The following is a 21,858-nucleotide window of genomic DNA, read 5'->3' as shown; positions in this document are numbered from 1 at the left end:
ATACATGATTTCAACTCATTTTAAAAAGAACGGAAGAAGGATTTTAGCTGATGAAGTGGATCAAAATTGTTGCCCAGATTTTTATACTGTATGCTTTTTCGTTTATTGGTGAAATGATTCACCGTGCTTTGCATTTATTGATTCCCGGAAATGTGCTGGGACTTTTATTATTGCTGCTTTGTTTATCTTTAAAACTATTTAAGCTGGATTGGATTGAACAAGGGGCTGGCTTCTTAATAGCATTTCTGCCTCTTCTTTTCGTTCCGTCCATGGTTGGTATTATGAATTACCCTACTTTGCTTTCCAAACAAGGAATATTATTGTTTATCATTATTGTTATCAGCACCGTTATCACCGTCATTGTGGCGGGCCATGCCAGTCAATTATTAGAAAAAGGGAAACGTAAAAGAAAGGATGAGCAACAAGCATGATGCAACAAGTTCTTGTCTCTATTTTCATGATCCTTATGACGATTGGAATTTATGTCGTGATGAGCCGGATATATTCCCGCTTTTCTTGGCCGCTGTTATTGCCTGTTTTGACCACGACCGTTGTGATCGTTGCCTTGCTGGTGAGTTGGCATATACCGTATAAAACGTATATGGAAGGCGGTAAGTGGATTAATTTTTTGCTTGGACCGAGCGTCGTGGCATTGGCCTATCCTTTGTATAAGCAGCGTTTTGTTTTGAAAAAATATGTTGTTCCTATTCTTGTAGGAGTTAGTGTCGGGTCGATGACCGGAATGTTGAGCGGCCTTTTCTTTGCCGAATTTTTTCATTTTGATCGTACTCTTATGTTATCAATCCTTCCAAAATCCATCACGACGCCGGTGGCCATTCAAATTACATCGAATATCGGCGGAATTTCCTCGATGACGATTGTATGTGTAATGGTGGCCGGTCTTACTGGTGCCATAGCAGGTCCTGCAATCTTAAAATGGATGCGGGTGAAAAGTGTACTTGGAAAAGGAATTGCACTCGGAAGCGCGTCCCATGTATTTGGCATTTCCAAAGCATCGGAATACGGTGAACTAGCCGTTTCCACAGGCTCAGTCGCCATGACCTTAAGTGCTTTAATAGGCTCCATTATCGCTCCGTATATTACGACATTATTTCATATTTAAAAGGGACCGGGCCCCTGGCCAGGCCCTATTAAGGATGTTTTAGGTACATAAATGAGGAAATGAACGTGAAATAGAATCTCGGGAAAGTTGATCAAGCCCGATTATTAGTGCTTGATCAACTTTTTATATGTCTTGATTTTGGATTGGGGGTCAACGTGAGGGAAAAGAGCTTGAGGTGGAAAGATGTTAGACACCTCAGCTCCAACCAAAAACGGCGAGAAACGAAGATTATACGGCTATAAATTCCGAAAAATTTAATTTATAACAAACTCAACTTTCGCACACAGAAATATGGAGACAGTCCTTGATATAACGAGGTAAAGAAGTAATCCAATTGGACAGTTGACACTGAAAAATGTCCATACTCAAATAAACCTTAGCTTCAGCCAAAGTTTGGAAAAGAGAAATCAATTGTAGTAAAGCCGTTTTAAAGTCCATCTCCTTTACTTCGTCACATAGAAACAAGAATAAGTTGCCCATGGTCTTCGGATCCTCTTCTTTCCGAAGTTGCCAAGCAATCAAGATATACCGAGTGAAGACAATGGTAGTATGGCTAATCATCATGTCATAGGAACGACCTTGAAACTCTTTGGCTAAATGTAAAAACGATTTACTGAATTTAAAAAAGGTTTCAATGTCCCAACGCATCCCATAGATTCGAACGATTTCTTCATTAGACAGCGTGGTATCTGTACTCAAAATGGCTAGCCATTCACTTTGGTTGTTTCGATTCCGCACAAACACGATTTTCACTGGTAAACCCGTATGAAGGGTTGCGTGAATCGAGCCGAGTGTTTCTTTTTTGCCAATGTCTCGTTTCGCTTTTCGATACAGTTGTTCCAAGGTTAAACGTTCTCCGTTGAAAAGATACCGTTGTTTCAGCTGTTTGACCATACCAATGACAAAAAGGCCTTTGGAGTGAATCTTCTCCACCAACGGGGCATGAGTAAACCATGTATCCATGAGCACATAATCAGCGAAAATTCCTTTATCCAATGCATGTTCTACTAATTTCAACACCATGTTTGGTTTTGCTTCCAATGCCTCGAGCCGTCGTTTGTAGCCTGTGGTTCGTTTATCAATGGACGAATGGATTTCGTTCAAGCGATTCTTTTGGTTCGCTGAACTCAAAAGAGCGAAATCGATAGGTACAAATGTAAAGCCATCGGACCATCCGAGCGTTAATAGTTGAAAACCATTGACAAACTGACGAGTGGAATGATCGAATACTTTAGCTAGAAGCTCAACCGATTTACTACGGTTACGAGAATAAATCGAATCGTCTACAATAAACACGGTAACACGGCGCTTCGAAATCGTTTGTTTCACACGACGAATCACTTCGGAGCTCAGAGATAGTAAAAAGGTTCTCCAGTTATACGTAGACGAGTTCAAAAAACGATAAATGGTATCTTTTCCTGGTAAATCGGCAGCCTTTTTGCTTTGTAAGGCGTGGTACCAGTTTCTGTATTGAAAAACAAGAAGAAATAATAGTTGAAAAATCGATAAACAAGAATAACCACAAGCCTTGATAATTCCTGCTTTTCTTAAATGATTACCAATTTGTAATTCAGAAAATCCGTCTTTTATTTCTTTTGGTAATTGCGCAAAATACTCTTTTTTCGTTATCATAATGGTGACACCTTTCTTTCTTTGGTTTTTGGTTTGGTCACCAATAGTTTACCAAAAGAAAGAGGTGTCTTTTTGTTTTTTAGACGAATTTTTTCAGTGTCAAGTGAATATGAGATACCCAAAGAAACCTATCAAATCAAGGATTATTCATAAATTTTTCACTGCGAAAGTTGAGTAACAAAATAAAGCATTTTACCTATATTCTTTTTTCAATGTGTTCAAACTTTCATCGTGGGAAGCCACCTAACAGCTCAACAATTAATCGAGTTGTTACCAGATGTCCCACAGGCAACACTGTATCGACACCTTCATAAGTTATATTAAGGTTGAATTCTTCAAATTGTCGATCAACGACAAGTCCGTGGAACAGTCGAGGAATGTGGGGTGTGGTGGAACGGATCTTTGCCAGTGCCTTTCATATTAGAGTCACTCTACTTATAGCAAATTTTTCTTTGCTGACTTTTATTTTTCTGAGTGTTCATAGTTTATTTAATTTAGTGGTTGTTTGGCAATCTCGTAGGAATATGTTGGTTGCACAATTATTCGTAGCCGTTGTAGGGACAGCATTATTAGTAACGGGACTTATTGCATGGTAGTAGTAAAGAGTATGTTATCTATAAAGGGAAAAGGAGAAAAACGTATGTCTGCTAAACTATTCTGGAAGCAGTTTTGGGTTTTATTTACATTTAGTCTTTTAGGGGTGTTCATGATTATTCCGACCATTGAAATTACCCTTTCTCAAGTATCAAAAGATATTCCCAATAAACCTGATCTCCCTTTAGCTGTTTTAGCCGGATTATCTTTGATCAATCCGATTATTCTTTTAATCGTTGCGATTGTCATTGGCATTTTCCTCACGCCTCGGCTAGGTTTAAAATCGCATATCGTTGAAAACATGGCGAGAAAAACGAAATTATGGCCCTCCCTTCGATCAGACATAAATCAAGCTATCATGTTAGGAATGATGGTTACCGTCATCTACTACTTATTTGATTTGATCTTTCAACAGTGGCTTCCAAGCAGTTTTCATCTAAATACACAGTCCCGCAGCTTGGTCGTGACTTTGGGAGGTATTTTTTATGGAGGAATTAGCGAAGAAATAATGATGCGATGGGGACTCATGTCTTTCGTTGCATGGATGGGTTGGCGTTTCTTTCAACACGGAAAAAATCGGCCGAAACCGTGGATCATGTGGCTTTCCATTTTGATAAGTTCCCTTTTGTTTGGAGTAGCACATTTAGGGGCAAATACAGTTCTTGCACCACTGACATGGTTTATTTTCTGTCGTATGATGTTATTAAACGGGATAGCCGGAATCGTGTTTGGCTGGCTTTTCTGGAAGAGGAGTTTGGAAGCGGCCATGATGGCTCACGCAACGGTTCATATTGTAATCACTATGATGGTATGGTTAAAAGCAATGGTTTAACGGGTTCCTCAACCAAAATACTTCAATTCCATCCCAATCGTTTTTGTTTTTCCACCATTGAAGCATACTGCTAAAAATAAAGACTTTTAGAAAAAATGAGTTCCATGATCGGAGTAAATTGAATCTCCGTTTTTTTGTGTCTCATAGATATAGCTAGTCGAATCCTCACTCTGTCTTTCATTTTCCGCCGGAACCCCAAAAATGAATGAAATGACTTAAAAAAGAGAAGAGGCTCGTGGATCTGTTCTTTTTCTCGCACCAAATTCCCCATTTTTAATAATGTCAACAATCAAATGGACAAATTTGATTTTTGTATTCATTGAACCTTGTAAATCCAACGATACAGGTATTTAGAATAAAAAAGCTATAGGCTACACGCCAATAGCTTTTTTAAAATCAGACCTACAAGAGTTAAAATTTCAAAAGAATACATGACAACCCGGTACAGAATCCAAAGCAATTATCTTCTTTTGCTGTTATTGGATTCCATCTGTATTAACTCAGATCTTTCGCTGCTTGATAGATCAGTTCAAACAAATCTTCCAGCTGATCTTCTTCTACGCAGGAGAAAGCGATTCTTAAATCGGTCGAATTGATCGAAACCGTACCGACCCCATAGTTTTCCAACAAGTGGATGCGAAGTTTTTCGGCATCAACGTTTTTGAGTTTCAGGCACATAAAATAACCGGAATTAAAAGGATAGAAAGACCAAACTTCATTGTATTTCTTGTTATTCAATAAAATTTCTTTTACTTTATTGGCCCGTTTTTTCATAATTTGAAACTTGGCATTTTTTTGCTCAACAAATTGAGGGGATTGGATTGCTTTTAAAATAAAGGTTTGCGAAGGATGCGATGCACTGGAGATCGTCCCGCGAATGATTCCTTTTGTTTTTTCTTCCAGAACTTCCAACACCTTTGGACTGGAGCTTGCATAGGTGATAAAACCTACTCGAAATCCCCATACGAATTCTTCTTTAGTCGCTCCGTCAATTTTGATTGCCAAAACACGATCATGTAAGCCGGCCAGTTTAGCGAAGAGAGATTCTTTAATCGAGTCTTCATAGAACAATTGAAAATACGCATCGTCCGTCATGACGACAAGATTCATTCCTAGATTAGCGCATTCCTCGATCACTGACACAATGCTTTCTGCTTCTTGCTCGGTAGGAGTATAGCCGGTTGGATTATTAGGGAAATTCAACAAAATAACCGCTTTGCCGTGATCTTTTTCTTTCAGAATGGCTTCTCGCAAGGCTTCTGCATGAAAGCGTTGGTTTTCATTAAATAACGGGTAAGTTTGTATTCTGGCTCCTCTTCTGATGCCAAATACGAATTTGTAATTGCCCCAGTATTTATCCGGTACAATGAGGGGATCATTTTGATCGACAAATAAATCCGCTACAATACTTAATCCATGCGTGAGAGCATTTGTAACGATGGGTTCGCCTATTGATTTCCCTTGTAAAGAAGGATTTTCGCTGATCATTTTGTCTTTCCACGCAGATCGAAGCTCAGGCTTGCCTGCTGGTGGAGCGTATGTATATAAATCTTCAGGTTCATATGCGGAAAGAGTATCTTGAATTACCGGTAGATACATCGGTCTATTGCCTTCTGTTGCGATGCCAATGGTTGCATTATATCGATAAGCCTTTTTTTTGGCTTCAGCAGACTGGCTAAGGATCCCTTTAGGATAATATAAAGATTTGCCCAAGTCAGACAACATATCGTATACATGTTGATTTTCGGCAATAAGAGCGTTGTTTAACACGTTCGCAGCCTGATCCAATTCAACTCATCCCTTTCTTACTTTTCTCAATATTAACATATCGAACTGCCAAATTCACTACCATTTTACTTGCTGTTTTTAAAAAAATAAAATGGCGATCTTGTTAAAACTTTGTCAGCGAAATCGTTTATTAGGTCGATCACTGTAAGTACAAAACTCTTTATAGCCAAAAAGATTTTATTCGATAGGTTTTAAATATTCTGAATATATTATAAATCCTTATATAAAAGCAAATGAAATTTATCAATTCACAAAAAAGGTAGGTCCCGACTCTTGGATCAAAAAAATGATTGAAAAGAATAACTTTATTAAGGAAGATTCATCATCACATTTTGTGATGTTAGACAAAAAATAAGAAAACACCAACAGATTCCTGGGCAATAATGTTAGCGTCACTAAACATAACAGGAGGTTCTGTCAGTGTTTTCCGTATCACTAGAATTGCCAGAATTTGAAGTTGTTAATCAAGAAATTTTGCCCACTCATTATCTTGTTCTTGTTGAGAAAAAAGATGAGGAGGAACGATGTCCTCATTGTGGGTTTCTCACATCATTTGTTCATGACAGAAGGACAAGGAAAGTTAGAGATTTATCCGTGTTAAATAAACCATTATATTTACTGGTGCTTGTAAAACGTTATCGTTGCCGAAACTGTAACGAAGTCTTTACGTCTTCCTTTGAATCGATTGGTTCTCATCAACACTATACGAAGCGTTTTTGTCTTTTCCTTTATGAACAGGTTCTCGGCACCACCATTCAAGAGATTCGTCGAAAATACCAGATTCCTTATTCCACGGTGGAGCGAATTTTTTATTCCGTCGCTCATGATAAAGCGAAGGAACATGAATCTGTCATCCAAGAAACTCAAAGCGATCAAGACATGACTTTGAGTATGGACGAAGTCGCTGTTCGAAAAGGACACAGCTATGAAACGGTACTATATGATGCGAACCTCGGTGCTGTCATGGGGATGCATCACAACCGTGATTTCGATTCAACGTTGGAACTTTTATCTTTAAAGGTCCTTCATCCTGAAAAGGTGAAAAACGTGGTCGTAGATATGTGGGATCCCTTTCACAAAGCCGTTCGCAAAGCGTTTCCTCATGCCCGGATGATCGTGGATAAATACCATGTTGTTCAAAAAGTTACTCAGGCGTTCGATCAAGTTCGTAAGAAAATCCCCGGATTAAAAAAAGCACGATTTATCCTACTGAAGGGCTATGAAAATCTGAAAGAAGAGAAACGAGAACGACTAAATGAACTATTAGAAAAACATGAAAACCTAGCCTATGGATATTATCTAAAAGAGCTATTTCGAGACTTTTATCGATCACCAAACTATGAGACAGCAAACCAGTACTTAAAAGAATGGCTTCAACTGGCTTGGAGTAGTCCTTTTCCTTCCTTCCATGAAGTGGCAAAAACGATCGAGAATTGGAAAGACCAGATTCTTCAATACTTTAAAACACCTTACACGAATGGACGAACAGAAGGCACCAACCACAAAATTAAGAACATCAAACGACGAGCTTACGGGTATAGAAATCTTGATCGATTTAGAACACGTGTATTTTTGGAGTGTACAGGAAAAACTTATAAAAAACAGGTGTCCTAGCCTCTCCTTCTTCATCACTTTGATAATCATAGTTGGTGGAAAAGAAGCCGTCAAGGAAAGCACTTGACCGCTTCTTTTCCACCAACTGGCTGGTCTGTAAGATGAAGAAGGAGAGGGTTTGAGTGTCCCCCACTCTAGCCGTTTTTCGAATGCTCAAACTTAGGAGAAAAATAGAAAAAAGCATCTGCAAAATGGCAGATGCTTTAAAAGTAAAATGTCGAGTGAAGGAAGGTTATTGAAAATCTGTATGGAACGATCGGGATGACAGGATTTGAACCTGCGACTCCTAGCACCCCATGCTAGTGCTCTACCAAGCTGAGCTACATCCCGAAAGACACATGATTATTATAGTACGATTTTTTTCGGGTGACAATAGACATTCCTTCATTTCAAAAAGAAAATGTTTATCGATCTGTCGATCAAAGATAAAAGCTCCAACATCTGGTGTTCGCTTATCGAAAAATCTTTCATTCAAAAAAGGAAATTCATGAATTGTTTACACTCTCTCCGTTCAATCTGCCATTTTTTATATTATGATATACGGTAGGGAGGTATAAAAATGAAAAAATTGGGGTTCATCATGATTCTATCTATTTTGGTTGTCATCGCTGCCGCTTGCTCAAACGCCAATGATAAAGCGAACAGTCATGATACGTCCAATATGGATAGCAAGAGTACGGAAAACAGTGATCATTCCCAAATGTCCGGTAGTCAAAAAGATTATTCGAATTTGCCTATGACCACTGCCACAAAAGAACTAGCGGGAAATAACATTACCATAACAGCAAAAGAAGCAGTGAATTCATTTGATTCTAAACATAAGTTTCCCGTTTGGACTTTCAACGGTTCTGTACCAGGACCTATTATAAAATTAAAACAAGGTCAAACCGTGAATATCACGCTTAAAAATGAATTGCCACAACCTGTGACCATTCATTGGCATGGGCTTCCGGTTCCTAACAGCCAAGATGGCGTTCCGGGGGTGACCATGAACTCAGTGCAACCCGGCCATTCTTTTACTTATCATTTTACTGCCACTGTACCGGGTACATATTGGTATCATTCCCACCAAGATAGTGTGAATCAAATCGATAAAGGTTTATATGGAGCCATCATCGTGGAGGGAGCAAACGAAGAAAAAGTCGACAAAGACTATACTCTTATGTTGGATGAATGGAATTCATCCGGCATAACGATGGATGAAATGAAGAGCGGCAAGAATCATACGGATATGAACGGCGATAACATGGGAATATATGATTTGTACACGATCAATGGAAAATCCGGAGATTCCATACCGCCATTAAAGGTTCGCAAAGGCGATAAAGTACGTATTCGATTGATCAACGCCGGATATATCACTCATAATATTCATTTGCATGGCCATGCGTTTAAGGTGGTTGCCACCGATGGAAACCCGATTCATAATCCGCAATTAGTGAAGAATAAGCTCATCCCTGTCGCGCCGGGTGAACGATATGATATTGAATTTACAGCCGATCATCCCGGAACATGGTATATCGATTCTCATGATCACAATAAAGCGGACAAAAACATGGTGGCCAAAATCGTTTATGAAGGGTCAAACCGCCATGCAGATAAGCCGGATTATAAGACTTCATTGCCGCAGTTGGATATAACAAAATACGGCGAAAAGGGACCGTCCAGATTTACTTTGAATCAAAAATATGATGTAAACTATACCATGGATTTAGGCGTAAAAGTGGACAAGAAAGGCACCACGCATTATACCATCAACGGAAAATACTATCCGAAGACGGATCCGATTTATGTAAACAAAGGAGATTTAGTCAAAATCACGTTACGAAATATTTCGACTGTTGATCATCCGATGCATTTACATGGCCACTCTTTCCAAGTATTAAGTAAAAACGGAAAACCGCTGACAGGATCGCCTTTGATAAAAGATACACTCAATGTCAAACCGGGAGAAGTATATGTCATCGCTTTTCAAGCGAACAATCCCGGTGATTGGATGTACCATTGCCATGAATTGCATCACGCTGCTGCCGGTATGATGATAGACGTGAAGTATCGAGGGATTTAAACAGTTTTAAATAAATTATAAAAAGTTATAAAATTTTTATTTACTTTATAATTTTTCATGCTATATTTAATTTAAGGAGGAATATAGCATGAGATATTATAACCCGTGGTGCTAGTTGAGCTTTAGCGCTCAACTAGCCCAAGTGTAACCAGGGAATAAGCTAACAATATACCGTCTAGTGCCACTTCAAATCCGATAATCGAATTGGCTCGGATCCCCGTGATGCGATAGTGGTCAACCAGAACCGAGAACACCGTCTCGATCACTTTGCGTTTTTGTTGGATCCACTGCTCCCATGTCTCAGACGCACGATGTTTCTGGTTTTTTCGAGACGGAGTCCAAAGCGCCATTTGGTATTCTTCGTACAGCCTTTTTTGCAAGTCACGGCTAATGAATCCTTTGTCCCCAAAGTTATAGGGATGAGGAATTTGAGTCATCACGCTTTCGGCTGCGATTCGATCGTGGCAAGATGCTTCCGTCACCACATACCCCATTGGCAGCCCTTGATCGGTCACTTGAAGGTGCAGCTTCAACCCGTAGTACCATTGCTTTTTGGAAGCGCAATACCCGATGTCGGCGATCTCTTGAAACCGTTTGACGCGATGCATTCTTGCCGTATGGCACAACGGGAGCGGCAAGCTGTCAACGACGGCATAGGCATGATGTTGACCGCGTTTTGCCAGCTCATGACGGATCCATTTGATGGCGAAACCAAGCGCCCGGCAACGGCGGTTGTATCGGGAGCGTTCAAGAAACGAGCCGTTTGTGAACAAATTTCCCGTGACAAAACGATGCCACGCCCGTTCAGAAGTAAAACCGAGCAGCTTTCCTAAAAGATGAATGGCGATGATGACAGCGTCCTCTTGCTTGACCAAATGGCGATTTCGACGATGAAGATGCACCTGAATGCATGAAAGTTGAGCAGAAACAAAAACGAAAATGGCGGCATATTGCTTTTGAATCTTGGCCCGATCTGTAGTAAAATGAAAGTGCTCTTGCATGGGGATTCTCCTTTCGAATGGTAGGTCGCACTTTCATTCTACAGGAGATTCGCCAGCAAGGGCTATTTTTATGCTTGCTCAAGTTTATCTAGCACCACGGGTATTATAGCATTCATGAATTTTCCAAATTAATCAATCGAACGCCACAAACTTTAAGAAATTGGGACAAAAGTGGAAAATTAAAACCACATCATACTGGCTCAAACGGCTATAGATATTATTCTCACGATCAACTTAAAGAGGTACTTGGTATTAAAGAAACTAGTCAAAAAGTGGTTGGTTATTGCAGAGTTTCTTCTAATAAACAAAAAGATGATTTGCAAAGACAAGTTGAAAATATGAAAAAATATTTAGAATCGTTAAATGTTGAATATGAAATCATTCAAGACATTGGTAGTGGGATTAATTACAAGAAAAAAGGTTTGCGTCAACTAATCAAAATGATAAATAACAAAGAAGTAGATAAAATAGTAGTATTCCATAAAGATAGGCTTCTTAGATTTGGTTTTGAATTGGTTGAGTATATGGCAAACCTTAATGGGTGTGAGATTGAAGTTTTAGATAGCACTGAAAAAACAGATGAACAAGAACTTGTAGAAGATTTAATACAGATTGTTACAGTATTTAGTTGTAGATTACAAGGAAAACGTGCTAATAAAACTAGAAAGTTAGTAGATGAATTAATTGAGGAAAATGAGGAGTTGCTAAATGATAAAGTCAATAAAAGTGATGTTGAAACCAAATAATAAGCAAAAAACTAAATTATTTCTATATGCGAATACAGCTAGATTTGCTTATAATTGGACAATTGCAAAGCAACAAGAAAATTATCAAAATGGTGGTAAATTCATCAATGATTCAACTTTGAGAAAACAGTTTACTCAAATGAAAAATCTTGATGAATTTAATTGGCTGAATAATGTAAGTAATAATGTAACGAAACAAGCTATTAAAGATGCTTGTGATGCTTACAAACGATTTTTTAAAGGACTATCAAAATATCCAAAATTTAAAAGGAAAAAGAAATCTATACCTAGTTTTTATCAGGATAATGTGAAAATCAAATTCACAAAAACACATGTAAAAGTAGAAGGATTTGCTTCAAGTAAAAAGTCGAATAAACAAAAGATAAATTGGATTCGATTAGCAGAAAAAGGACGTATTCCATTTGGTGAAAATGTTAAGTATATGAATCCTCGATTTACATTTGATGGTTTGAATTGGTGGGTATCTGTTGGAATAGAAACAGATAGTGATTATTCTCCTTCAAAAACAGAAGGGATAGGTATTGACTTAGGAATAAAAGATTTAGCTGTTTGTTCTGATGGTAAAGTTTATGGAAATATTAATAAAACAAAAAGAATTAGGCAATTAGAAAAGAAAAAGCGCAGGTTGCAACGTAAAATTTCAAGAAAATATGAAAAAGGAAGGGAGGGAAACCGTTACAGGAAAACCAACAACATTATAAAAAGTGAAAAGCAACTTTTAAAAGTTTCACGAAGACTAACGAATATTCGTCATAACTACATACATCAAATCACTTCTGAAATCGTAAACAGAAAACCAATGTTTATTGTTTTAGAAGATTTGAATGTAAAAGGTATGATGAAAAATAAACATTTAGCTGAATCTGTTCAACAACAATGTTTCCATGAATTTAGAAGACAAATTGAATACAAGTCGAATTGGAATAATATTCGCTTCATTTTGGCTGATAGATGGTTTCCAAGTTCTAAGTTGTGTTCTTGCTGTGGAAAAGTTAAAAAAGACTTGAAGTTATCCGATAGAACTTTTGAATGCGAATGTGGAAATATTGTTGATCGAGATTATCAAGCGTCTATAAATCTTAAAAAATATGGTGAAAATGTTTTAGAATCTGCATCTTAACAATGCAAGTTAATGCAGACATGTACCGATTCGTTAGTCGGGAATTTACGACTTTGGAGTGTTACACCAAATGCAAGTAGCGTTCCGTTTAATAGATAGACGTGAAAGCAGACACGATGAAGAAGTAAGGAAACATAAAAGTTGTAAAAAAATTATAACTTTTTATAAGTTTTCTGTAACGGATTTAAGCCTTCTTTTAAGGTAGACCCAAATGCCGACAATCGTCCGGAATAAAATGTGAAAATAGATGGCTGATTGGCAAACCCGTTTCCGATTTCAATCGGAAAGCGGGTTTGCTTTTTTGGCTTTATAAGTATCGGATTGCTGTTTCTTTCGTTTAAGAACGCGAAAAACCCTCGATTTTTAACAAAGAATGGTTTTCAAATGGATAGTGAATCTTTAATATAAAAAGTAGATAAAACTTCGATAAAAATAGGCTGGTCTGCTTGCTGATTTTCATGAAAATTCAAGCGAATAACACTGCCAAGAAAATGAATCTGATAGGGTAATACGAATATTGTCCCTTGCAGCCCCGTACATATTATTGAAGTTGCCGGCAAGTTGAAAGAAAAAGCAAGTTTACAAGGTTTGAGGTTTCATTGTGAAAAGCATATAGAACGGTAGATATCCTATCTTCATAAGCTCAACACTTCCTTGGAAAAAAGAAGGCTGCTAATATTCATACGGCTTCAAAACGAAACTGAGGCGACGATTAAAAGGACAATCAAAGGGGGGAGATTATGGGGGTTCAAGTAAGCGCTTTAGGTGCGGTCGTCGCTTTAGCGATGGCGATCGTGCTTATTTTGCGCAGAGTTTCACCTGCTTACGGAATGATGGCAGGGGCTTTCATTGGCGGAATCGCTGGAGGAGCCGATGTGACCAATACGGTGGATGTGATGATGGAAGGAGCAGAAGGGATGGTCCCTGCTGTCCTGCGTATTTTAGCTGCAGGGGTGTTGGCAGGAGTGCTGATTGAGTCCGGAGCCGCAGCGTCGATTGCGGAAACGATCGTACGAAAGCTCGGAGAAGCAAGGGCGTTATTAGCGTTGGCTATTGCGACCATGATTTTAACAATGGTTGGTGTGTTTGTGGATGTCGCTGTGATAACGGTTGCGCCTATTGCGCTGGCGATTGCCAGTCGGGCACAGTTATCCAAACCCGCCATTTTATTGGCGATGATTGGCGGAGGAAAAGCGGGCAACATTATGTCGCCTAACCCGAATGCGATCGCTGCCTCAGATTCCTTCCATGTTCCGTTGACGTCTTTAATGGCTGCCGGGGTGCTTCCGGCTTTTTTCGGAATGGTGGTCACTTATCTTTTGGCGAAGAAATTGATGCGAAAAGGGACAATGATTGCGGAACAAACGGAATCAGCCGGCCATGAACAGAAAGAATTGCCCAGTTTTTTAGCTGCGATTACGGCTCCCATAGTAACCATTGCGTTGCTGGCGCTGCGCCCGACTTTTCATATGGATATTGATCCTATGATCGCACTTCCGGCCGGTGGAATAGTGGGGGCCATGGCGATGAAACAATCCAAGAAGATCAATGCTTATGCCATTTCCGGTTTGTCGAAAATGTCCGGCGTTGCCATTATGTTATTAGGGACAGGAACGTTAGCTGGAGTGATTGCGAACTCGTCGTTAAAAGAGGGGATCATCAGCGGCTTAACTCATTCAGGATTGCCGGCCTATTTATTAGCGCCGATTGCCGGAATCTTTATGTCAGCTGCTACCGCTTCTACAACGGCAGGGACAGCTGTCGCCAGCAGCGTATTTGGAGGCACGATTGTGGGGTTGGGTGTTTCTGCGTTAGCGGGTGCGGCCATGGTTCATGCGGGGGCTACCGTGTTAGACCACTTGCCTCACGGGAGCTTTTTCCATGCTACAGCGGGCAGTGTTCATATGAAAATGAAAGAACGTCTCAAACTGATGCCATATGAATCGCTTGTTGGAATGACATTAGCGGTCGTATCCACCTTGATTTATGGAGTATTTCACCTTTTCGGATCATAAAGAAACGGAGATGAAATGATGAAAATTGTGATTGCACCTGATTCGTTCAAAGAAAGTTTGTCTGCTTTTCAAGTCGCTCGTGCGATCGAAAAAGGATTTCGGGACGTATTTCCGGAAGCGGAGTACGTGTTAATTCCAATGGCAGATGGGGGAGAAGGGACTGTTCAGTCATTAGTGGACGCGACCGGAGGGACCGTCATCGAAAAACGAGTGACAGGACCATTAGGAGAACCGGTAGATGCGTTTTTTGGTTTGCTTGGTGACGGAAAAACAGCGGTCATCGAAATGGCGGCTGCTTCCGGATTACATCTTGTCCCGAACGAAAAACGAAACCCTCTGCTCACAACGACCAGAGGAACGGGAGAATTAATTCGAGCTGCTCTGGATAAGGGTGTAGAACATTTGATCATTGGAGTCGGCGGAAGTGCTACGAACGACGGCGGTGCCGGAATGATTCAAGCGCTGGGAGGCCGGCTTTTGGATCAAAAGAGACAAGAAATTGCCCCGGGGGGAGGGCATTTGTCGGAATTGGCGGAGATTGACCTGTCATCGCTCGATTCAAGGCTGAAAAAGGTGAAAATCGATGTTGCTTGTGACGTCGATAATCCTTTAACGGGCCCGAACGGAGCTTCAGCTGTGTTTGGCCCGCAAAAAGGCGCCACACCGGAAATGGTTCGACAGCTGGACGAAAATTTAAGCCGCTTTGCTGATGTGGTGGAACAAACATTGGAAAAACCGATTCGCCATGTTCCCGGTGCCGGAGCGGCAGGCGGGCTCGGCGCCGGCTTGCTTGCGTTTCTGGATGCGGAATTAAAGCGAGGGGTCGAGATTGTGCTGGAGGCGGTTCAATTTCAAGAGCGCGTCAAAGATGCTTCTCTTGTGATTACCGGGGAAGGACGCATAGACGGTCAAACGATCTCGGGGAAAACGCCTATCGGTGTCGCCAAAGTCGCAAAACAATATGGTATTCCGGTGATCGGCATCGCCGGTTCGTTATCCGAAGACAGCGACATCGTGCTAAAGCACGGAATCGATACCCTTTATAGCATAGTCCCGGGGGTCATCCCGTGGGAAAAAGCCGTTCAACACGCTGAGTTTTACCTTCAACAAACATCCCGCCATATCGCACGGACGATAAAGATGGCTAAGCATATCGATTAGGAAGGATGCATCACATATGGGTATGAAAGAAGTTAAAAATCATCGCGTTAATCATTGATCCATAAAAAATCAGAGGACTTGGATGACCGTTGTTGATCCAGATATTTGAATAGACGAAAATGTGAAACCGGCCAGATCATAATGAGTCCAATCCTTCATGTGATGTCTTCAAATACTGAAAAAAGGGATCATTCCCCGCTTGAATGGACGGGAAATGATCCCTTTCGCTTTTTGCGTTAGCATTGTTTCGAAGGGTTTGTTAAGTCTTCCCCGATGATTTTGACTTCTCTTTCGAGGTTGACGTTGAATTTCTCTTTGACGGTTTTTTGTACATGGCGAATCAAGGCGATATAGTCGGCTGCAGTAGCATTATCGATATTGACGATAAAGCCGGCATGTTTAGTGGAGACTTCTGCGCCGCCGATCCGTGTGCCTTGAAGTCCGCTGTCTTGGATCAGTTTTCCGGCGTAATAACCGGGCGGCCGTTTAAACACGCTGCCGCAGGACGGATATTCCAAAGGCTGTTTGGACTCGCGGCGCTCTGTTAAGTCATCCATTACTGCTTTGATTTCTTCGTAGTCGCCGGGCTGCAACGCAAAGGCAGCTTCCAGCACAATATAGCCTTTTTCGGCCACATTACTTGTACGGTAAGAAAGATCGAGGTCAGAAGCCGGCAGTTTTAATAAGTTTCCGTCGCGATCCACGACCATCACATAATCGAGCACATCTTTTATTTCTCCGCCGTAGGCACCGGCATTCATAAAAACGGCTCCTCCAACCGTACCCGGTATTCCGCACGCAAATTCCAGGCCGGTTAACCGGTTTTCCAAGGCGTATCTAGAAGCATCGATAATCGCAGCGCCGCTTTGTGCGCGGAGCTGATTTCCTTCCACAACGATTTTGTTCAAGTTTTTTAAACAAAGAACAATGCCTCGTATTCCACCATCTTTCACGATTAAATTGGACCCATTGCCGATCAAAGTGAAAGGAATTTGTTCTTTTTTCGCAAATTGAACCACTGCTTGAACTTCCTCAAAAGTAGTAGGTGTGACAAAAAGGTCCGCTTTACCACCTAACCGTGTATAGGTGTGTTTTTTTAGACATTCGTCTACTTTGATATTGTCTTTCATGACCACTTCTGCTAATTTATCGTAAAATTGCCGATAGTCAGCCACTTGCATCATTCCTTTATTCGTAATCTTCGGATGTCGAAATCATCGTTTATCCATCTGTCGACAGATCAGGGGTTTCTATATTGCATTATAGCAGTTTTCGTGTCGTTTCAGAATAAAGAATCTCTAATCGCCAAAAAAGTTTCTTGAAATCCTTGACAAAGATAATGATAATCATTATCATTAAAAACGAAGGAACTAAATGAGAATCATTTTCGTTGAATGGAGTTTTCGATAGTTTAGAAAACTTTCTCGTTCCTGTTTTTAGAAATTTCCCCCTCTTTTTCTGCAACATCCTAGATGAAACTGAATTCAGCGGTCTGCTGTGGAAAAACCGGCAGGCCGCAGCTTTTATATATTCAAACCAGGCATTAAAAGGAAGCGGACAGATGGTGGTAACGGCACAACAATTGAAAGAAGTAGATCAAGGATAGGGAAAAACTAATTATACTGTATTTTTCAGGACAAACATTCGCCCACTCCCTTATAAGAGGGATGGGCGAATGTTTCTTTTGGACTGCTTTTTTGTGGGTCAGACACACAAAAGCGAACGGGCATAGCCAATCTTCGAGTACCAATTAAAAGGAACTTCCCTGTTATAATAGAGGAGGCATATGTTGGCTATCATGAGAAATGAAAAGCGATTGGAAAGCAAAGAAGACGGGGACTGAAAGAGGATGGTCGTTATGCAATCAACAAAAAAGATTCTGCAAAACTTATGGTTTATTTTGGTTAGCAGTATCGGCGGATTTTTATTGTCGCGGACGGGAGTTTCCATCGGTTGGATGATCGGATCATTGATGTTAGCCGGCGGGCTGGCCCTTTGGAAACCGGCGTTTGTTTCTTTTCAGCAAGTGGAAATCAAGCTGATGAAACATTGGATGTGGATCGGCCAATTTATATTAGGAATTCAATTGGGACAACAAATGAATTCCACTGTATGGCGTGTCTTTCATGAGGACGGCTTGATTGTGCTGGCCATGCTGCTTTTATCGATCAGTTTTTCGCTATTGTCTGGATTCATTTTATGGCGGTTCAGCTCGACCGATTTCATCACGAGTTTTGTGGGAACGGCTCCCGGAGGGCTTTCTGCCATGCCGGGAATTGCGAGCGAGTTGGGGGCGAATGTAGCGGTTGTCAGCCTTACTCAAATGGTTCGGGTGCTTCTTGTAACGGGGACGGTTCCTTTTTTTGTTTCGATGTGGGCACTGCATTCTTCACACTTTGTCGGTAAAGGGACGCGAACGATAGCCGTTCTTCAAACGACCGATCCTCATCTAGCTTGGACGACAGTTTTGGTGGCTGTAGCGGCGGCTGGAGTTTTTGTCGCAAAATGGATCAGAGTCCCCTCTCCTTGGCTTGTTGGAGGAATGATCTTTGTGGCGATCGCGCAAACGTTAGGCGGAGTGCTGAAAGGGCACGATTTGAATGCATGGTGGCCGAGTTGGCTGATGATCGTTGCGCAAATTCTCATGGGAGCAAGCATTGGCTCTTCTTTAAACAAGGAAATGTTTCAAGGTGCACGGCGTATTTTTCTTGTGGGATTGGCCGGATCGGTTGGACTGGTGATGGCTACAACTGTCTGCGCCTATATTGTTTCTCGGTTTACGGATATCGGATTGGCCACTTCGGTTTTGGCATTTGCTCCGGGAGGGATTGCCGAGATGGCCGCGACAGCCGTGATCCTTAACGCGGATTCTACTTTTGTGGTCGCCGTTCAAGTGATCCGTGTCATCATTGTCGTCGCTATCCTGCCATCGTTTTTTAAATGGGTGAACCGCAAATACGCCATGTAAGAGCCATCGCTAAGCGAAGAATTCAATAGCAATGATTCAGCAGGGAAGGCACTGCCATAGAGCGGGGCGTTCCTTTTTTTATGACCATGGTTTTTCTTCTGTATCAACCATCATTTGCCCTCATCTTGAAATAGGCGTAAAATTCAGAATAGATGAATATTTTTACCGAGGAGGATTCGACTTGTCGATTAGATGAAATCAATCAGGGGGAAAGCATGCCCGGTTCTCAGGTGAAAAAGACGAGTGACATGATTTAGTTTGATCGTTTAAGTCTTATCGGGCCAGAAACAAGGGTAGGAGGGCTTAAACAGTTTTAAATAACTTATAAAAAGTTATAAAATTTTTATTTACTTTATAATTTTTTCATGCTATATTTAATTTAAGGAGGAATATAGCATGAGATATTATAGCATTCATGAATTTTCCAAATTAATCAATCGAACGCCACAAACTTTAAGAAATTGGGACAAAAGTGGAAAATTAAAACCACATCATACTGGCTCAAACGGCTATAGATATTATTCTCACGATCAACTTAAAGAGGTACTTGGTATTAAAGAAACTAGTCAAAAAGTGGTTGGTTATTGCAGAGTTTCTTCTAATAAACAAAAAGATGATTTGCAAAGACAAGTTGAAAATATGAAAAAATATTTAGAATCGTTAAATGTTGAATATGAAATCATTCAAGACATTGGTAGTGGGATTAATTACAAGAAAAAAGGTTTGCGTCAACTAATCAAAATGATAAATAACAAAGAAGTAGATAAAATAGTAGTATTCCATAAAGATAGGCTTCTTAGATTTGGTTTTGAATTGGTTGAGTATATGGCAAACCTTAATGGGTGTGAGATTGAAGTTTTAGATAGCACTGAAAAAACAGATGAACAAGAACTTGTAGAAGATTTAATACAGATTGTTACAGTATTTAGTTGTAGATTACAAGGAAAACGTGCTAATAAAACTAGAAAGTTAGTAGATGAATTAATTGAGGAAAATGAGGAGTTGCTAAATGATAAAGTCAATAAAAGTGATGTTGAAACCAAATAATAAGCAAAAAACTAAATTATTTCTATATGCGAATACAGCTAGATTTGCTTATAATTGGACAATTGCAAAGCAACAAGAAAATTATCAAAATGGTGGTAAATTCATCAATGATTCAACTTTGAGAAAACAGTTTACTCAAATGAAAAATCTTGATGAATTTAATTGGCTGAATAATGTAAGTAATAATGTAACGAAACAAGCTATTAAAGATGCTTGTGATGCTTACAAACGATTTTTTAAAGGACTATCAAAATATCCAAAATTTAAGAGTAAAAAGAAATCTACACCCAGTTTTTATCAAGACAATGTGAAAATTAAATTCACAAAAACACATGTAAAAGTAGAAGGATTTGCTTCAAGTAAGAAGTCGAATAAACAAAAGATAAATTGGATTCGATTAGCAGAAAAAGGACGTATTCCATTTGGTGAAAATGTTAAGTATATGAATCCTCGATTTACATTTGATGGTTTGAATTGGTGGGTATCTGTTGGGATAGAAACAGATAGTGGTTATTCTCCTTCAAAAACAGAAGGAATAGGTATTGACTTAGGAATAAAAGATTTAGCTGTTTGTTCTGATGGTAAAGTTTATGGAAATATTAATAAAACAAAAAGAATTAGGCAATTAGAAAAGAAAAAGCGCAGGTTGCAACGTAAAATTTCAAGAAAATATGAAAAAGGAAGGGAGGGAAACCGTTACAGGAAAACCAACAACATTATAAAAAGTGAAAAGCAACTTTTAAAAGTTTCACGAAGACTAACGAATATTCGTCATAACTACATACATCAAATCACTTCTGAAATCGTAAACAGAAAACCAATGTTTATTGTTTTAGAAGATTTGAATGTAAAAGGTATGATGAAAAATAAACATTTAGCTGAATCTGTTCAACAACAGTGTTTCCATGAATTTAGAAGACAAATTGAATACAAGTCAAATTGGAATAATATTCGCTTCATTTTGGCGGATAGATGGTTTCCAAGTTCTAAGTTGTGTTCTTGTTGCGGAAAAGTTAAAAAAGACTTGAAGTTATCCGATAGAACTTTTGAATGCGAATGTGGAAATATTGTTGATCGAGATTATCAAGCGTCTATAAATCTTAAAAAATATGGTGAAAATGTTTTAGAATCTGCATCTTAACAATGCAAGTTAATGCAGACATGTACCGATTCGTTAGTCGGGAATTTACGACTTTGGAGTGTTACACCAAATGCAAGTAGCGATCTGTTTAATAGATAGACGTGAAAGCAGACACGATGAAGAAGTAATGAAACATAAAAGTTGTAGGAAATTATAACTTTTTATAAGTTTTCTGTAACGGGTTCTCATTAAAATCAGGAGAGAGTTTGAGCAGGTGATCAATGTCCGGCCGGCTAAACAATTGAAAGGGATAAAATCGCCTCTGGCTCATCCGGCCGGTTTTGATTTTATCGTCGTTCGCGAAAACAGCGAAGGAGAGTACAGCGAAATCGGCGGAAAAATCCACAGCGGGGAAGACGAGATGGCGATTCAAAACGCCGTGTTTACGAGAAAAGGAATCGAGCGAGCAGCGACATACGCCTTTGAACTCGCAAGAACAAGAAGAAAGCGAGTGGCCAGCGCAACGAAATCGAATGGCATTGTCCATACGATGCCTTTTTGGGATCGCGTCGTTCAAGAAGTTGCGGCGAAATATCCTGATGTCGAAATGAAGTCCTATCACATTGATGCGTTGGCTTCCTTTTTTGTGACTCGACCGCAGGAGTTTGATGTCATTGTCGCGAGCAACCTGTTCGGAGATATTTTGACCGATCTTGGAGCGGCCATCATGGGCAGCATTGGCATCGCTCCGTCAGGAAATATTCATTTAAACGGAAAATACCCGTCCATGTTTGAACCTGTCCATGGCTCCGCGCCGGATATTGCCGGAAAAGGAATCGCCAATCCAATCGGGCAAATTTGGACGGCGAAAATGATGCTGGACCATTTTGGCGAGCAGGAATCGGCTGATTTGCTATTGGAAGCCATTGAGGCGGTGCTGGAAGCAGGAATCAAAACACCGGATTTAGGCGGAAAGAACACGACGAAAGAAGTAACGGATGCGATTATCCGAAAAATGAAGGAACTTGCGGAATGAAGAGAGGATGT

At 40.1% G+C, this 21,858-nt stretch carries 17 protein-coding genes, 1 tRNA gene and 1 pseudogene; 14 read left to right on the top strand and 5 right to left on the bottom strand.

The annotated features are described in order from the left end of the window. Positions 1 to 50 precede the first annotated feature (50 nt). A complete protein-coding gene (locus N1I87_RS15230) occupies positions 51 to 431 on the top strand; it encodes a CidA/LrgA family holin-like protein (protein WP_340396866.1) in 381 nt (126 codons plus the stop codon). After that, complete coding sequence (locus N1I87_RS15225) at positions 431 to 1,123, top strand: LrgB family protein (protein ID WP_340396883.1); 693 nt, start codon at positions 431 to 433, stop codon at positions 1,121 to 1,123. Before N1I87_RS15230 ends, N1I87_RS15225 begins: the two co-directional genes overlap by 1 nt. 270 nt (positions 1,124 to 1,393) lie before the next feature. On the opposite strand, the gene N1I87_RS15220 is transcribed toward N1I87_RS15225, so the two are convergent. Next, the gene (locus N1I87_RS15220; RefSeq protein WP_003353499.1) at positions 1,394 to 2,755 is read right to left on the bottom strand and encodes an IS4 family transposase; all 1,362 of its coding nucleotides are present in this window, start codon (positions 2,753 to 2,755) and stop codon (positions 1,394 to 1,396) included. Between the two features lie 640 nt (positions 2,756 to 3,395). Between N1I87_RS15220 and N1I87_RS15215 the strand changes: the two genes are divergently transcribed. Next, on the top strand, positions 3,396 to 4,181 hold the full coding sequence (locus N1I87_RS15215; RefSeq protein WP_341102708.1) for a CPBP family intramembrane glutamic endopeptidase: 786 nt from the start codon (positions 3,396 to 3,398) through the stop codon (positions 4,179 to 4,181). Between the two features lie 495 nt (positions 4,182 to 4,676). On the opposite strand, the gene N1I87_RS15210 is transcribed toward N1I87_RS15215, so the two are convergent. After that, a complete protein-coding gene (locus tag N1I87_RS15210) occupies positions 4,677 to 5,969 on the bottom strand; it encodes an aminotransferase class I/II-fold pyridoxal phosphate-dependent enzyme (protein ID WP_341102706.1) in 1,293 nt (430 codons plus the stop codon). A 420-nt stretch (positions 5,970 to 6,389) separates the two neighbouring features. On the opposite strand from N1I87_RS15210, the gene N1I87_RS15205 reads away from it, so the two are divergent. After that, complete coding sequence (locus tag N1I87_RS15205) at positions 6,390 to 7,583, top strand: ISL3 family transposase (RefSeq protein ID WP_341102704.1); 1,194 nt, start codon at positions 6,390 to 6,392, stop codon at positions 7,581 to 7,583. A gap of 256 nt (positions 7,584 to 7,839) precedes the next feature. Here N1I87_RS15205 and N1I87_RS15200 read toward each other — a convergent pair. Next, a tRNA-Pro gene (locus N1I87_RS15200) sits at positions 7,840 to 7,913 on the bottom strand. Positions 7,914 to 8,142: 229 nt separating this feature from the next. Here N1I87_RS15200 and N1I87_RS15195 point away from each other — a divergent pair. Continuing rightward, entirely contained in the window at positions 8,143 to 9,651 is a 1,509-nt protein-coding gene (locus N1I87_RS15195; RefSeq protein ID WP_341102702.1) for a multicopper oxidase family protein, read from the top strand. A 122-nt stretch (positions 9,652 to 9,773) separates the two neighbouring features. On the opposite strand, the gene N1I87_RS15190 is transcribed toward N1I87_RS15195, so the two are convergent. Then, entirely contained in the window at positions 9,774 to 10,652 is an 879-nt protein-coding gene (locus N1I87_RS15190; RefSeq protein WP_011230510.1) for an IS982 family transposase, read from the bottom strand. Between the two features lie 110 nt (positions 10,653 to 10,762). Here N1I87_RS15190 and N1I87_RS15185 point away from each other — a divergent pair, with 110 nt between their 5' ends. The 4 genes from N1I87_RS15185 to N1I87_RS15170 all read left to right on the top strand — a co-directional run bounded on the left by N1I87_RS15185 (position 10,763) and on the right by N1I87_RS15170 (position 15,715). Next, positions 10,763 to 11,398 carry an IS607 family transposase gene (locus N1I87_RS15185; protein WP_341103437.1) on the top strand — a complete coding sequence of 212 codons (636 nt, stop codon included), beginning with the start codon at positions 10,763 to 10,765 and terminating at the stop codon, positions 11,396 to 11,398. Further along, positions 11,361 to 12,539, top strand: coding sequence for an RNA-guided endonuclease InsQ/TnpB family protein (locus N1I87_RS15180; protein ID WP_341102659.1), 1,179 nt, complete (start codon positions 11,361 to 11,363; stop codon positions 12,537 to 12,539). Before N1I87_RS15185 ends, N1I87_RS15180 begins: the two co-directional genes overlap by 38 nt. A 740-nt stretch (positions 12,540 to 13,279) precedes the next feature. Beyond that, complete coding sequence (locus tag N1I87_RS15175) at positions 13,280 to 14,554, top strand: GntP family permease (protein WP_341102700.1); 1,275 nt, start codon at positions 13,280 to 13,282, stop codon at positions 14,552 to 14,554. Positions 14,555 to 14,572: 18 nt separating this feature from the next. Continuing rightward, positions 14,573 to 15,715 (top strand): glycerate kinase, encoded by a 1,143-nt coding sequence (locus N1I87_RS15170; RefSeq protein WP_341102698.1) that lies wholly within the window; start codon positions 14,573 to 14,575, stop codon positions 15,713 to 15,715. Between the two features lie 236 nt (positions 15,716 to 15,951). On the opposite strand, the gene murB is transcribed toward N1I87_RS15170, so the two are convergent. Further along, positions 15,952 to 16,896: a UDP-N-acetylmuramate dehydrogenase gene (gene murB, locus N1I87_RS15165; protein WP_341103434.1), complete on the bottom strand. Its 945-nt coding sequence runs from the start codon at positions 16,894 to 16,896 to the stop codon at positions 15,952 to 15,954. Between the two features lie 209 nt (positions 16,897 to 17,105). On the opposite strand from murB, the gene N1I87_RS15160 reads away from it, so the two are divergent. The 5 genes and pseudogenes from N1I87_RS15160 to N1I87_RS15140 form a co-directional block, all read left to right on the top strand. Then, on the top strand, positions 17,106 to 17,321 hold the full coding sequence (locus tag N1I87_RS15160; RefSeq protein WP_341102696.1) for a hypothetical protein: 216 nt from the start codon (positions 17,106 to 17,108) through the stop codon (positions 17,319 to 17,321). A gap of 252 nt (positions 17,322 to 17,573) precedes the next feature. Next, complete coding sequence (locus tag N1I87_RS15155) at positions 17,574 to 18,683, top strand: AbrB family transcriptional regulator (RefSeq protein WP_341102694.1); 1,110 nt, start codon at positions 17,574 to 17,576, stop codon at positions 18,681 to 18,683. A gap of 396 nt (positions 18,684 to 19,079) precedes the next feature. Beyond that, positions 19,080 to 19,730: an IS607 family transposase gene (locus N1I87_RS15150; protein WP_270584269.1), complete on the top strand. Its 651-nt coding sequence runs from the start codon at positions 19,080 to 19,082 to the stop codon at positions 19,728 to 19,730. Then, the gene (locus N1I87_RS15145) at positions 19,693 to 20,871 is read left to right on the top strand and encodes an RNA-guided endonuclease InsQ/TnpB family protein (protein ID WP_341102633.1); all 1,179 of its coding nucleotides are present in this window, start codon (positions 19,693 to 19,695) and stop codon (positions 20,869 to 20,871) included. The genes N1I87_RS15150 and N1I87_RS15145 overlap by 38 nt, the downstream gene beginning before the upstream one ends. Before the next feature lie 181 nt (positions 20,872 to 21,052). After that, positions 21,053 to 21,847 (top strand): annotated as a pseudogene (locus N1I87_RS15140) (isocitrate/isopropylmalate family dehydrogenase); the annotation flags it as partial. Between the last annotated feature and the right edge of the window lie 11 nt (positions 21,848 to 21,858).

The sequence above is a fragment of the Bacillus sp. FSL W8-0102 genome (assembly GCF_038007225.1).
In the GTDB taxonomy this organism is placed as follows: Bacteria; Bacillota; Bacilli; order Bacillales; family DSM-4216; genus Bacillus_O; species Bacillus_O smithii.
This window is presented reverse-complemented; position numbering and strand designations above follow the sequence as displayed.

Coding starts and splice junctions, on each gene's coding strand:
- N1I87_RS15230 (WP_340396866.1), top strand. CDS start 51: ATGAAGTGGATCAAAATTGTTGCCCAGATTTTTATACTGTATGCTTTT.
- N1I87_RS15225 (WP_340396883.1), top strand. CDS start 431: ATGCAACAAGTTCTTGTCTCTATTTTCATGATCCTTATGACGATTGGA.
- N1I87_RS15220 (WP_003353499.1), bottom strand. CDS start 2,755: ATGATAACGAAAAAAGAGTATTTTGCGCAATTACCAAAAGAAATAAAA.
- N1I87_RS15215 (WP_341102708.1), top strand. CDS start 3,396: ATGTCTGCTAAACTATTCTGGAAGCAGTTTTGGGTTTTATTTACATTT.
- N1I87_RS15195 (WP_341102702.1), top strand. CDS start 8,143: ATGAAAAAATTGGGGTTCATCATGATTCTATCTATTTTGGTTGTCATC.
- N1I87_RS15190 (WP_011230510.1), bottom strand. CDS start 10,652: ATGCAAGAGCACTTTCATTTTACTACAGATCGGGCCAAGATTCAAAAG.
- N1I87_RS15180 (WP_341102659.1), top strand. CDS start 11,361: ATGATAAAGTCAATAAAAGTGATGTTGAAACCAAATAATAAGCAAAAA.
- N1I87_RS15175 (WP_341102700.1), top strand. CDS start 13,280: ATGGGGGTTCAAGTAAGCGCTTTAGGTGCGGTCGTCGCTTTAGCGATG.
- N1I87_RS15170 (WP_341102698.1), top strand. CDS start 14,573: ATGAAAATTGTGATTGCACCTGATTCGTTCAAAGAAAGTTTGTCTGCT.
- murB (WP_341103434.1), bottom strand. CDS start 16,896: ATGCAAGTGGCTGACTATCGGCAATTTTACGATAAATTAGCAGAAGTG.
- N1I87_RS15155 (WP_341102694.1), top strand. CDS start 17,574: ATGCAATCAACAAAAAAGATTCTGCAAAACTTATGGTTTATTTTGGTT.
- N1I87_RS15150 (WP_270584269.1), top strand. CDS start 19,080: ATGAGATATTATAGCATTCATGAATTTTCCAAATTAATCAATCGAACG.
- N1I87_RS15145 (WP_341102633.1), top strand. CDS start 19,693: ATGATAAAGTCAATAAAAGTGATGTTGAAACCAAATAATAAGCAAAAA.